The sequence below is a fragment of the Bacillus sp. 2CMS4F genome (assembly GCF_023161785.1).
GTDB classification, from domain to species: Bacteria; Bacillota; Bacilli; order Bacillales; family Bacillaceae; genus Bacillus; species Bacillus halotolerans.
Map to the genome: position 1 here is coordinate 77,010 of NZ_JALNTO010000011.1, position 13,297 is coordinate 90,306.

The following is a 13,297-nucleotide window of genomic DNA, read 5'->3' on the forward strand; positions in this document are numbered from 1 at the left end:
ACCCATTCCTTTCATGATTTGGATTTGTTCTCATATCGCGGGCCGGTATAGCGGACACGCGGGCGGAACAAGCGGTTATTGGTATGCTGTTCAATCACATGTGCGCATAAGCCTGCCGTTCTCGCACTGAAAAAGACAGGTGTATACAATGGAATTGGTATGCCAAGCATCCAATACACCGGAGCGGCGTAATAATCCAAATTCGGATAAAGCCCTTTTTCCCGCTCCATCAGCTGCTCCCCTGATTCACACATTTCGTATAAACGGTGATCTCCGGCTTGATCGCATAATTGCTGAAGCGCTTCTTTCATCATAAGCGCTCTCGGGTCCATTTTTTTCATGTACACCCGGTGGCCGAAGCCCATGATTTTTTCTTTTTTTCTCAGTTTTGATAACAGGATTTGTTCAAAATCAGGCTTTGTTTTAGCCTCCAAAAGCATATACATGACCGCTTCGTTTGCGCCTCCATGAAGATTCCCCTTCAAAGAAGCTACAGCTCCTGTCAATGCGCCATAAAGATCCGATTGTGTTGAAGCAATCACCCTGGCCGTAAAGGTTGAATTCGGCATCTCATGCTCACTGTACAGAATGAGTGAACGGTCAAAGATCCGCTCTTCCAATGCGGACGGTATTTTCCCTGTCATCATGTATAAGAAATTCGCGCTGTAGGATAGGTGCTGAAGCGGGGGAATCGGTTTTCCTTTATTTATCTTTCTATAGCTGCTTGCTGTGAGAGCAGGCATTTTCCCTAAAAGCTGATAGGCGCGCTCCTTGTTTGCAGAAGGCGACCGATCGTCAATTTGGCGGTCGTAGCCGGCAAGAGCCGATACCCCGGTTCGCAGACTATCCATCGGATGAGTATGTTCAGGCAGCAGCTCAAGAAGACGGACAAGGTCAGACGGCAGGTTTGAAGCGCTGTTGACCTTCCTTTTGACCGTTTCCGTTTCAATTTCATCCGGCAGCCTCCCCTCCAGCAATAGATGCACCAGTTCTAGATAGCTTTTGGTTTTTGAAAGATCAATTAAATCATAGCCTCGAATCAATATCTGGCTGTACTGTGTGTCAAGAAAAGAAATATCCGTTTCTGCCGCGACGACCCCGTCCAGACCTGGAGAAAAATGCTGTTTACCATCCATATTCTCAACCTCCGCTTTGCGTTATGATCTGTCAAATTGCGCCAAGCAGGTGCTTGGAAATAATGAGTCTTTGAATTTCATTTGTACCTTCATAAATTTGTGTTACCTTTGCATCCCTAAGCAGCCGTTCGACCGGATAATCCTTCATATAACCATATCCTCCATAAATCTGGACTGCCTCAAGTGCAGCCTTCACCGCTGAATCGGAAGCAAATTGTTTAGCCATGGACGCTTCCTTTCCGCAGGCCAGGCCGCGGTTATGGAGATCTGCCGCATGATAGACAAGGTGCCTTGCCGCCTCTGCTCTTGTCGCCATATCGGCGAGCTTAAACGATATGCCTTGATTGGCTGCGATAGGCCTGTTGAATTGGACACGCTGTTTCGCGTAAGCAACCGCATATTCTAGGGCAGCCTCTGCGATTCCCAGCGCTTGTGCTGCAATGCCGATGCGCCCCACATTCAGATTCGCCATCGCAATTTTAAATCCATCGCCCTCTTCGCCCAGCAAATTCTCTTCCGGCACTTCCGCATTTTCAAATATCAGCTCTGTTGTATTGGACCCGTGAAGCCCCAGCTTTCTTTCTTTTTTGCCGACTGTAAAACCCGGTGTGTTCTTTTCAACAATAAAAGCCGAAATCCCGCTCCTGTTTTGGCCTGGAGCAGTTAAAGCAAACGTAATATAGAGGTCAGCGGCACCGCCGTTTGTTATGAAAATTTTCGATCCGTTTAAAATATATTTGCCGTTCTTTTTGATTGCTGTGGTGCGAAGGCTTCCGGCATCCGATCCAGAGTAAGGCTCAGTCAGCGCAAATGCACCCAAATAGTTGCCTGAGGCGAGTTTCGGTATATATTTCACTTTTTGCTCTTCGTTTCCGAAGTACAAAATCGGATTTGTGCCCACTGAGGAATGAACCGAAAGAATGACACCGACCGCCGCGCTGATTTTAGAAATCTCATGAATGGCCAAAATATAAGAAACAACGTCCGCTCCAGCGCCGCCATATTGTTCCGGCACTGGTATTCCCATCAAGCCGTGTTCACCCATTTTCTTCATTAGCTGAAATGGAAATTCATCTGTTTTCTCCATGACCTCCGCAGCAGGAGCAATTTCTTTTCGGGCAAAATCACGCACCATCTTTCGCATCATGACTTGCTCTTGGGTTAAATGCAACTCGGCCACCCCCGGATTGGAATTGACTTCAGGTATTCTTCTCCTCGCCGTAATGATAAAAGCCGCGTCCGCTCTTTTTGCCGAGCCACCCTGCTTTGACGTACTTACGAAGCAGCGGGCAAGGACGGTACTTGGAGTCTCCAAGCCCGGAGTGAAGGACTTCCATAATCGACAAACACGTGTCCAGCCCGATAAAATCAGCTAATTTAAGCGGACCCATCGGGTGATTCATGCCAAGCTTCATGACCTGGTCTATTGCGTCTGGCTCAGCTACCCCCTCATAAAGACAATAGATGGCTTCATTAATCATTGGCAGAAGCACACGGTTGGAGACAAATCCGGGAAAATCATTGACTTCCACCGGTGTTTTCCCCATTTTTTCTGCTAATGCCGTAATGGTTGATGCCGTTTCATCTGATGTCGCCAGGCCGCGAATAACCTCAACCAGTTTCATAACAGGGACGGGGTTCATAAAATGCATGCCAATGACATGTTCTGGACGATTTGTGACAGCTGCAATTTCTGTTATAGGCAAGGAAGATGTATTGCTGGCCAAAAGCGTATGAGCCGGGCAAATATGATCAAGGTTTTTGAACAATTTAGTTTTTGCCGTCAGGCTTTCTGCAATTGCTTCAATCACAACATCCGCATGCTGCGCCTCCTCCAGCGCGGGGGAAAGCGAAATACGGCTGATAACAGCCTTCACTTCAGCTTCCGTCTTTCTTCCTCTTTCAGCAGCGCGGTTCAAATGCTTTTTTATGTGCTGAAACCCAGTTTCCGCTGCCTCCGGATTCAAATCATACAGTCGCACATAAAAGCCGGCTTCAGCCGCTGATTGAGCAATTCCGCTTCCCATCTGTCCGGCGCCGGCTACCATGATATGTTTGATTTCCATTCAAATCCCCTTCTCCGTCAATGTTTTAATGAACTTGAACCAAAACAGCGTCTCCCTGAGCCGCCCCGCTGCAAATAGCAGCAATACCCAGTCCGCCTCCCCGGCGCTTTAATTCGTACACAAGTGTCATCAAAATTCTCGCACCGCTAGCGCCGATCGGGTGGCCCAGCGCAATCGCTCCGCCATTTACGTTTACTTTTTCAAGATCAAACCCGACGATTTTTTCACATGTTAATACAACAGAAGCAAATGCTTCATTGACTTCAAAAAGATCAATATCCTGTAATGTAAAACCGGTCTTTTTCAGCAGCTTGTTTATTGCGTATCCCGGAGCAGCCGCAAGCTCATGCGCTTGCATTCCAGTTGTTGAAAAACCAAGAATGGTTGCAAGAGGACGCTTTCCAAGTTCAGCGGCTTTTTCCTCAGACATTAATACAAATGCTCCCGCTCCGTCGTTGACTCCCGGCGCATTGCCGGCTGTAATGGATCCGTCACTTGAATAAATCGGAGAAAGATTCGCAAGCTGATCGAGAGTGGTATCGCGGCGAATCGCTTCATCTTTGTCAACAATGTTTGTTTTTCCTTTCCGGCCAAGCCAGCTGACAGGAACAATTTCTTCATCAAATTTTCCTTCATCGGCCGCCTCGGCCGACCGCTTGTGGCTTCGAAGGGCCCATTCATCCTGCTCTTTACGTGAAATTCCATATTCCTTGGCCGCCGTATTTCCGTGAACGGCCATGTGCACTTCATCAAAGGCGCACATTAATCCGTCATAAACCATTAAATCCCTTAGCTCACCGTTACCCATCCGCGCGCCCCAGCGGCCAGCGGGAACAGCATAGGGAATATTGCTCATGCTCTCCATGCCTCCGGCAACAAGAAGGTCCGCATCATGCGCCCGAATCATTTGGTCACATAGAGTGACAGCGCGAAGGCCGGAGGCGCAAACTTTATTCAGCGTTTCCGATGGCACGCTCCAAGGCAGTCCGGCTAAACGGGCAGCTTGCCGGGAAGGTATCTGGCCCGCACCGGCTTGGACAACCATACCCATGACCGCGCCTTCCGCCTGATCTCCAGAGACTCCGGCACGCTTTAACGCCTCTTTCATAGCAGCGCCCCCGAGTTCAGCAGCTTTTACTTCTTTTAATGCCCCGCCAAATTTGCCAAACGGGGTTCTCGCAGCACTTACAATAACTGTTTTCCTCATAGTGTCACCTCAAATCAGAAGATAGACAGCGCTTACATTTCTTGATGTCTTCTATGAATGTATGCTTTGAAACAGGTATGAATGAATGAAAAAAGAAGGCTGCTCCGGCAGCCTTCTTGAAAACTAATTTCTTCTATTCAATTTCTTAGCGATGGCAGCAGCCCGCTCAGGAAAATCTGTGAAAAGGCCGTCTGCTCCCATTTTCATCAAATGCTCCATATCGTCTGGCCGATTGACTGTAAAAGGCCTTACCTTAACCGAACTGCTCCGCATATGCTGCAGCATTTCATCCGTTACCGCCGGGCTATGCAGCTTTGGGTGGTAGCCGGCTGCCGGAATGGATTTTACATATTGATCAGCCTGATAAAGCACATCTGAGGTCAGCACCGCCCGCTCAATATGGGGCGCCAGCCGGCCGCATAACGCTAAGCTTTCATGATTAAATGCGGACAGAATCGTTCTTTCTTCTATTTTAAATCGCTTTACTGCCTCAAGCACTTTTTCTTCCATTCCTTCATAGCGGATCACGCTGTTTTTCAATTCAATGTTAATCAGAAAATCCTTTTTTTCAGCCCACGAGAGCACGTCTTCAAGCAGCGGCACCCTTACATCGCCGACTGTTTGATGATGACCGGCAGCCGCATCCGCGGTTTTCAAGACATCGTACACCGTGTCCTTTACGAAACCTTTTAAGGATGTCGTCCGGTCGAGCCTTTCATCATGAATAACGGCAATATGTCCGTCTTTTGTCAGCTGAACATCAAGCTCTATTCCGTCTGCTCCGTCTTCAATCCCTTTTTCAAATGCAATCATTGTATTTTCGGGATAATGACCTGATGCCCCCCGATGGGCAAAAATCTTTGTCATTGTTTCACCTCAAGCCTAAAGTTGCCCGTTTTCTCCATTATACTGATTTTGGCCTTGTCACTCTAGAATTAAGGTTTCTTGTACTCAGACTATTGCGCGTAATACGAATCGATCCCCGCGACAATCGCGTCTGCAGCTTTTTCCTGATATACTTCACTCCCAAGCTTGTCCGCATCAGAGCTGTTTGTAATAAATCCAAGCTCAGCCAGCACGCTCGGCATTTGTGAATATGTAATGACATAAAAATCTGATTCTTTCACACCCCTGTCTCTTGTTTGTAAGGATGATACCAGCTCTGACTGAATATCTGATGCCAGCCGCTGACTGTTTTCCGCTTCATAATCAGACTGAAAGTACGTTTCCGTGCCTGAAGCGGAGGAAACGCCCGAATTCACATGAATGCTGACAAAAAGATCGGCATGGTTTGCACTTGCTTTTGCCACTCTTTCCTCCAAGGTCAGAAAATGATCATCTGTCCTTGTAGCGACAGGGTTCGCTCCTTCCGCTTTCAGCTTGTCCACAACATGACGGGAGACAGCCAAATTAATATTTTTCTCCAAGAGCCCGTTTCCGACTGCCCCGCTGTCTTTGCCGCCATGGCCGGCATCAATATATACCGTCTTCCCTGCTACCGGCTCTGCCGCTTGCGCACAGGGTGCGAGCATAAAAGCCAATCCGCATATCGCTAAACTCCTCCATAACATTCTCAACGTTTCTCCCTCCGGTCTGTCATTACGAATTCTTTTGCTGCTGAATATCTTCCAGCTGTAAGGTTCCGTTCTCTTTTTTTATATATTTTACCTGGACATTTGTGTGATCTGGCAGATCCTCACAATCATCGCGTTTGTCCCTTGGAACTTGTATCATGGTTTCTTCTCCGTTAAGGGAAACAGCGATTGTATGAGGATCGGCCGAGCCGATGTATTTGCCCTCTTCTGTAAACCTCGGGGCTGATTCATCCGCGCTTGCAATACTGCATCCGGAAAGCAGCAGTACAGTAAACAGAAATAGACCAGCTTGTTTCACATGATCACCTCTTCCTGATGTTTGGCTTTTATCTTTGACCAGAATGGAGGATTTGTAAAGCTTGCACAAAAGCCGGCACAACGTTTCCATGATTTTCAAAAGGGCTATCTGACCTGCTGATTTCCTGTTGTTAGAAAGAAAGCAAGCGGATCTGTCTATGAGGATGTCTCTAAAAGAGCAGCATTTTAGAAAAAATTAGCTGAAAGAAGCAACTTTATATTCATTTTCAAAAAATTGATGAATACGGTGAGCAGATGGTTTGACGGAAGGGTTGGGCAGGCGTAAGCTTCTAAAGAATATTTACTTTACAGAAAGAAGTTACAGCTCATGAAAAAAATCGTTCTGCTGCTAGCCGCGGCGGTCATCACTTGCTCCATTGGCCATCAAATCAAAGGCGGCTACAAAAGCCCTGAAAAAGAGCGAAGAAAACCACATTCGGCACTCAAGATATTCAGCCGGTGAAGCAGATTGATTGCATCAAATTTTACATATAGGCTAGAATATGTGCGAATCCAAACGAAAGAAGATGATCTTATGAATCCAAAGTACAAACCGCTCTTTGAATCATTTACATTCCGAAGCGGCGTTACGATTGACAACCGGATCGCGGTTGCTCCAATGACCCATTATTCTTCCAATGAGGACGGTACGATTTCTGAAGCGGAGCTGGACTATATCATCCCCCGTTCAAAAGAAATGGGAATGGTGATTACAGCATGCGCAAACGTCACGCCTGATGGAAAAGCGTTTTCCGGACAGCCAGCCATCCATGACGACTCACATATTGCCGGGCTAAAAAGACTAGCCCAAGCCATTCAAGCACAAGGGTCAAAAGCGATTGTGCAAATTCATCACGGCGGAATTGAATGCCCTGCTGAGCTCGTTCCGAATCAGGATGTTGTCGCGCCAAGTGACGTGTCTGATAACGGCAAACAAATGGCCCGCGCCTTGACAGAAGCAGAGGTTGAAAACATTGTGAAAGCTTTTGGAGAAGCGACAAGACGCGCCATTGAAGCCGGATTTGACGGTGTCGAAATTCACGGTGCAAACGGCTACTTGATTCAGCAGTTTTATTCCCCAAAAACAAATCAGCGCACAGACCGCTGGGGAGGAAGCGATGAGAAACGATTAGCCTTCCCGCTTGCTATTGTGGATGAGGTGAAACAAGCAATTGCCGATCACGCGAAGGGTGCATTTTTAGTCGGCTACCGCCTGTCTCCGGAAGAGCCAGATACACCGGGACTGACAATGACAGAAACCTTCACGCTTGTTGATGCCTTAGCAGAAAAAGAACTGGATTACCTCCATATTTCATTGATGGACGTCAACTCCAAAGCGCGCCGCGGGGCAGACCCGGCACGTACGCGCATGGACTTATTGAATGAACGTGTCGGACACAAGGTGCCTCTGATTGCTGTTGGTTCCATCCATTCTGCTGATGACGCGCTTACTGTGATTGAAAACGGTATTCCGCTGGTGGCGATGGGGCGTGAAATTTTAGTTGATCCTGATTGGGCTGTAAAAGTAAAAGAAGGACGCGAAAAACAAATTGAAACAGTGATAAAAGGGACAGACAAAGAAAAATATCACTTGCCTGAGCCGCTATGGCAAGCGATTGTGAACACACCTGGATGGGTTCCTTATAAAGATTAATTTGATGTGACTGCCGGAATGTTTCGGCAGTCTTTTTGATAAAAAAAGACCCTTAGGAAAGGGTCCTTTTCGTCAATCGAATAGTTTGTGCACATATTTAAATGGCAAAATGAGAAGCTGACCAATTCCTTCGGTTAGAAAATCGAACAGCAGTCCGTCACGTTTTCTGTTTTTCTTTTTTCTCTTTTTCACGATATGTCTCCTTTATACCTCAATTGCTCTTTTTACTACGAACATACAGCGTAAAGGGTGTCAATCCGTTTTTGACTTTCTGTTTCTCATGGTCCAACCAACGAATATACATACGACCATTGTCGCAAATGAAATGAAGTCAATCAGCATACCTATTTTGTGTGACTCCACGATGATGTTTGAATTGACACAAAGCGAAAGGATAAATATAGCCATCAGCAGCCCGTACTTTTTACACATTTTCGATCACTCCAAGCGTATAAACAAATATTCACCCATCTACCGCATTCATTATAACAGATTTATCCAAAAACAAAACGCCTCCTATTCATCAGCGGAAACCAATAAATAAAAGACGTTTGATTTAAGTGCTTGTGCTGATCATGCTTAAGAAGCCTTATGCTCTAATCTCAGCTTATCTGCAACCATCGCAATGAACTCTGAATTTGTAGGTTTTGCCTTCGTCATGCTGACTGTATAGCCGAACAATGAGGAAATGGAATCAATATTCCCTCTGCTCCATGCCACTTCAATCGCGTGGCGGATCGCTCTTTCTACACGGCTAGCGGTTGTGTTGAATTTTTTGGCGATGTCCGGATAGAGGACTTTTGTAATACTGCCGAGCAGTTCGATGTCGTTGTACACCATTGAGATCGCTTCACGCAGATAGAGATAGCCTTTAATATGTGCAGGGACGCCGATTTCATGGATAATGCTTGTGATGCTCGCGTCGAGATTTTTCCTTTTTGGTTCAGGCTGGCTGCTGCGTATAATGCTGCTTTGTGATGACGGCGCGCGATGCGTCACACTGCTGGCATTTCCGCTGACCTGGCGAATATGGCCGACAAGGTTTTCCATATCAAACGGTTTGAGAATAAAGTAGGACGCTCCTAAATCGACGGCCTTTTTCGTGACATCTTCCTGCCCGAAGGCTGTCAGCATGATGACGTTTGGCTGTTTTTTCAGATCGGATTCTCTCAGTCGCTCTAAAACAGCAAGTCCGTCCAAATGAGGCATAATAATATCCAAGACGAGCACATCAGGATCTTTTTCTTTAAATAGCGACAGGCATTCCTGTCCGTTATAAGCAACTCCGATGACTTCCATGTCTTCCTGTCCTTCTATATATTCACTCAACAGGCTTACCAGCTCTCGATTATCGTCAGCAACACAAACTTTAATTTTCTCCACGTTTCTTCCTCCCCCAATGTAGTTAACAGGATTCCACCTTGCTACATGTTTACATTCGACAAAACCGCTATATACCCTCTAAAAAAAATCATAACTAACAATAATAGTGGCATATCTTCGTTATTCTATGTTTTTCTCTGTTTTTCGACTAAAAATGAAATTTGACAAATAAGGAAACGTGAATTTGTCGAAAAATCTTCTTTTGTTCATTTTAACGTATGTATGATGAGAAGTGAAGAGGGTGAAAAGCAAAAAACTGCCGGAGATCCGGCAGTCAGCTTGCTTTTTCTTTTCCGTAAATATCGATTCCTGCTTCAGACAGCATCCATTCAATATGCACACCGTAACCGCTTGTCGGGTCGTTGACAAACACATGGGTGACAGCGCCGACGACCTTTCCATTTTGAATGATTGGGCTTCCGCTCATGCCTTGTACAATGCCGCCTGTTTCCTTCAGCAGTCTTGGATCGGTAATTTTCAAGACCATTCCTTTTGTAGCCGGAAATTTTTGCGGTGTCGTGCTGACGATTTCGATATCAAACTTTTCTACCTTATCATCATCAATGACCGTTAAGATTTCCGCAGGCCCTTTTTTCACTTCATTTGAAAAGGCAACCGGCAGCGCCTTATCTGATATTTTGTTTTTAATCGGCTGATGTAACGTGCCGAAGATTCCAAATGGGCTGTTTCTGTTAATGTCCCCGATCGTTTTGCGTTCAGAGGAAAATCGCGCCAGTTTTTCTCCAGGATTTCCGCCTGTCCCTTTTTCAATTGATGTCACAGTCGATTTGACAATTTCTCCATCTTCCACGACGATTGGTTTTTTCGTATCCATATCGGAGATCACGTGGCCAAGCGCTCCGTATTTTTTTGTTTTCGGCTCATAAAAGGTCATTGTGCCGATGCCCGCGGCAGAATCCCTTATATATAGACCGATTCGGTATTTGCCTTCAGCTTCATCCTTTTGAGGAATCAGCTTTGTTTTGATCTTCTGTTTATCACGTTTGATCAGCAAATCAAGTGACTCTCCGGTGTTTCCCGCTTTTTGAATAAACGGGGCAACATCATTCATTTTTTCAATTTTCTGTCCATTCATCTCAATAATAATGTCGCCTGCTGTAATACCTGCCGATTCACCAGGGGATTTTTTCCCTTCGCTTGTGTTAATTTGATGAAATCCGACGACAAGGACTCCCACGGAATGAAGTTTGACACCGATGGATTGCCCGCCCGGTATGACTTTTAAATCCGGAAGAACTTGCACTTTTGTTTTTTTGATTGGAAATCCGGCAAGATCATATACTAATTCTGACTGGCCTGATTTTTTGCCTGTAACTTTGATTTCATGCGGGTCTTTCTCAACTGTAAACGCTTCTGATGATTTTTCCTGGGCGTTTACCGATAAACTCGTTTCAATGGCTTGTGTTTGGGTTTCAAATACTCTCATTTGCGTTGGAATCAGTAAATACTCTTTTAATGGTTTGCATAAACCTACACTTAATAACGAAACAAGGAGAATTAAACCTATTGCTTTTCTGATGTTATCCGGCATTCACTACTTCACTCTCCTCGCTCCTACCCCACACCTTCTTTATGAATTGCTGCTACATCATTACTTTTGCCTTCTCAGCCCTTATTTATAACTGTCTTATAAAGAAAAACATTGGATATACTGATGAACGAATGGATGTGTATACAAAAAAATAAGCTGCGCATATCGCGCAGCTTACCCAGTTGTTTTGACTTGATCCGCTTGTTTTAACAGCTCTTTCGCATGGCGTTTCGTCAAGTCTGTGACTTCGACTCCTGCTATCATGCGTCCGATTTCCGCAACCTTCTCTTGTTTAGTCAGCGGCTTTACACGCGTCGTCGTTCTTCCGTCTTTTAATTCTTTCGCAATGTAAAGATGGGTATCGGCCATGGCTGCTACCTGAGGCAGGTGCGTAATGCATAGCACTTGTGATCCCATCGATACTTTGTGAATCTTTTCAGCAATAGCCTGAGCGACCCTGCCGCTTACGCCTGTATCTACCTCGTCAAATATAATCGAGGTAACGTCCTGCTGGGAGGAAAAAATGCTTTTAATGGCAAGCATGACCCTCGACAGCTCTCCGCCGGAAGCGACTTTAGAAAGAGATTTCAGCGGCTCGCCCGTATTGGTGGAAATTAAAAACTTCACCAGATCAATCCCTTGTTCAGTGAGCTGAACAGGCTGTCCGTTTACGACCGGCGCTTCCTCACCGCGGGTCGCCGTTCTGACCTTAAACTCCGTATCGAAAGTCGACTTTTCCATATATAAGCTTTTCAGTTCACGATGGATTTCCTCAGCCAGCTTTTTCGCCCACGTTTTTCGGATTCGGGAAACGTTTGCCGCTTCTACTGCAACATCTTTACCAACCGAATCCAGCTCCTGCTTCAGGCTTTGCAGATGGCTGTCTCTGTTTTCAATTTGATCAATCTCTTCTTCAATTTTAGAAGCATATTCTAAAATATCCTCAACGGTTGCCCCGTATTTCCGCTTCAGCTGCTTGATCTCATTAAGACGCGTCTCAATAAAATTCAAGCGCTCGGGGTCATATTCAAGCTCATCCAGCATATTTCTCATCTGAAATGTAGCGTCCTCTAAAAGGTAGTAGGAGTTCGAAACACTCTCAGAAAGTTTTTGCAGCGGTTCGTTAATATCGGATAAATCTTCAAGCTGAGACGACGCCATTCCGACCCAGTCCAGACCGCCCTGCTCGCTGCGCAGCGCGTTATAAGCATTTTGCAGTGATTCATATATTTTCTCAAAATTTGAAATTTGCTGGCGCTCTTCTTGCAGCTGCTCATCTTCGCTCAGTTCGAGCTTTGCTGATTCGATTTCTTCCAGCTGAAATTGAATCAGATCAAGCCGGTGTGCCATTTCCTGCTCACTTTCAGAAAGCTGCTTCAGCTTTTTAAGCAGCTTCATATAGCGCTGATAGCCTTCCTGATACGCCTGAAGTGCGCTTTCCACTTCGGCTCCCGCAAACTTGTCCAAAAGCTGAAGATGGTTTTCGTCCTCCATTAACAGCTGGTTATCGTGCTGCCCGTGAATATCTAATAAAAGCCTGCCGATTTCTCTAAGCGACGCAATCGTTACAAGTTTGCCATTAACCCGGCATACGCTTTTTCCGTTCGTGCTGATATCCCTTCTCATGACGATCATTTCATCTGAAACGTCAATCCCCTGTTCAGCACAAACGTCAAAAACGGGATGGCCGCTGTCTAACAGAAACAGCCCTTCAAGCTCGGCTTTTGTTTCTCCATATCTGACAAATTCAGATGAACCGCGGCCACCGACCAAAAGTGAAATGGCATCTATGATGATGGATTTGCCGGCTCCGGTTTCTCCTGTTAAAACCGTAAGCCCGCGTTCAAAAGAAACCGTCAGTTCCTCAATAATGGCAAAGTTTTTAATCGATAATTCAGCTAACAAACAGCATTACACCTCTTATCTTTGTTAGATTTCCTTTACAGCAGCTCTAGGAGCCGGCTTTTTACGCCGTCGGTATCTTCAGGAGTCCGGCAAATAATTAAAATGGTGTCATCTCCGCAAATGGTCCCCATAATTTCGTCCCAGTCCAGATTGTCCATAAGCGCTCCGATTGCCTGGGCATTGCCCGGCATGGTTTTCAGCACAATCATATGGCTTGCTGAGTCTATTTTCACAAAAGCATCCATCAGTGACCGTTTCAGCTTAGACAGCGGATTGAAACGCTGGTCCGCCGGTAGGCTGTATTTATATGAGCCGTTATTTGTCGGCACCTTCACAAGGTGAAGCTCTTTAATATCACGTGAAACCGTGGCTTGTGTCACCTTGTATCCATCCTGCTTCAGCATGTCGACCAATTCATCTTGGGTTTCGATTTCATTGCTTGTAATGATTTCTCTGATTTTGATATGCCTCTGGCCTTTGTTCATGTAAGCACCTCTATTTC

At 45.8% G+C, this 13,297-nt stretch carries 13 protein-coding genes; 2 read left to right on the forward strand and 11 right to left on the reverse strand.

What is annotated here, in order from left to right; translation table 11 throughout:
• Window positions 1-11 precede the first annotated feature (11 nt).
• From mmgD to MTN95_RS15390, 7 genes are all read right to left on the reverse strand, one after another.
• A complete protein-coding gene (gene mmgD, locus MTN95_RS15360; protein WP_248338847.1) occupies window positions 12-1,136 on the reverse strand; it encodes a citrate synthase in 1,125 nt (374 codons plus the stop codon).
• Window positions 1,137-1,167: 31 nt separating this feature from the next.
• On the reverse strand, window positions 1,168-2,307 hold the full coding sequence (locus MTN95_RS15365) for an acyl-CoA dehydrogenase (RefSeq protein ID WP_024121994.1): 1,140 nt from the start codon (window positions 2,305-2,307) through the stop codon (window positions 1,168-1,170).
• A gap of 28 nt (window positions 2,308-2,335) precedes the next feature.
• Entirely contained in the window at window positions 2,336-3,202 is an 867-nt protein-coding gene (locus MTN95_RS15370) for a 3-hydroxybutyryl-CoA dehydrogenase (RefSeq protein WP_202853074.1), read from the reverse strand.
• Window positions 3,203-3,227: 25 nt separating this feature from the next.
• Complete coding sequence (locus MTN95_RS15375) at window positions 3,228-4,409, reverse strand: acetyl-CoA C-acetyltransferase (RefSeq protein WP_248338849.1); 1,182 nt, start codon at window positions 4,407-4,409, stop codon at window positions 3,228-3,230.
• A gap of 123 nt (window positions 4,410-4,532) precedes the next feature.
• A complete protein-coding gene (locus MTN95_RS15380; protein WP_248338851.1) occupies window positions 4,533-5,276 on the reverse strand; it encodes a glycerophosphodiester phosphodiesterase in 744 nt (247 codons plus the stop codon).
• A gap of 89 nt (window positions 5,277-5,365) precedes the next feature.
• Window positions 5,366-5,986 carry an N-acetylmuramoyl-L-alanine amidase family protein gene (locus MTN95_RS15385; protein WP_083244528.1) on the reverse strand — a complete coding sequence of 207 codons (621 nt, stop codon included), beginning with the start codon at window positions 5,984-5,986 and terminating at the stop codon, window positions 5,366-5,368.
• Window positions 5,987-6,008: 22 nt separating this feature from the next.
• Entirely contained in the window at window positions 6,009-6,302 is a 294-nt protein-coding gene (locus MTN95_RS15390) for a hypothetical protein (protein ID WP_248338853.1), read from the reverse strand.
• A 327-nt stretch (window positions 6,303-6,629) separates the two neighbouring features.
• On the opposite strand from MTN95_RS15390, the gene MTN95_RS15395 reads away from it, so the two are divergent.
• Window positions 6,630-6,764: a hypothetical protein gene (locus MTN95_RS15395; protein WP_248338855.1), complete on the forward strand. Its 135-nt coding sequence runs from the start codon at window positions 6,630-6,632 to the stop codon at window positions 6,762-6,764.
• A gap of 72 nt (window positions 6,765-6,836) precedes the next feature.
• Entirely contained in the window at window positions 6,837-7,955 is a 1,119-nt protein-coding gene (locus MTN95_RS15400; protein ID WP_248338857.1) for an NADH-dependent flavin oxidoreductase, read from the forward strand.
• Window positions 7,956-8,534: 579 nt separating this feature from the next.
• Here the strand turns inward: MTN95_RS15400 and spo0A are convergent.
• The 4 genes from spo0A to argR form a co-directional block, all read right to left on the reverse strand.
• On the reverse strand, window positions 8,535-9,338 hold the full coding sequence (spo0A, locus tag MTN95_RS15405; RefSeq protein WP_010334880.1) for a sporulation transcription factor Spo0A: 804 nt from the start codon (window positions 9,336-9,338) through the stop codon (window positions 8,535-8,537).
• Window positions 9,339-9,612: 274 nt separating this feature from the next.
• Window positions 9,613-10,890 carry a SpoIVB peptidase gene (gene spoIVB, locus MTN95_RS15410; protein WP_024122004.1) on the reverse strand — a complete coding sequence of 426 codons (1,278 nt, stop codon included), beginning with the start codon at window positions 10,888-10,890 and terminating at the stop codon, window positions 9,613-9,615.
• Window positions 10,891-11,064: 174 nt separating this feature from the next.
• Complete coding sequence (gene recN / locus MTN95_RS15415) at window positions 11,065-12,795, reverse strand: DNA repair protein RecN (RefSeq protein WP_248338859.1); 1,731 nt, start codon at window positions 12,793-12,795, stop codon at window positions 11,065-11,067.
• Between the two features lie 35 nt (window positions 12,796-12,830).
• The gene (argR, locus tag MTN95_RS15420; protein WP_010334883.1) at window positions 12,831-13,280 is read right to left on the reverse strand and encodes an arginine repressor ArgR; all 450 of its coding nucleotides are present in this window, start codon (window positions 13,278-13,280) and stop codon (window positions 12,831-12,833) included.
• Window positions 13,281-13,297 lie beyond the last annotated feature (17 nt).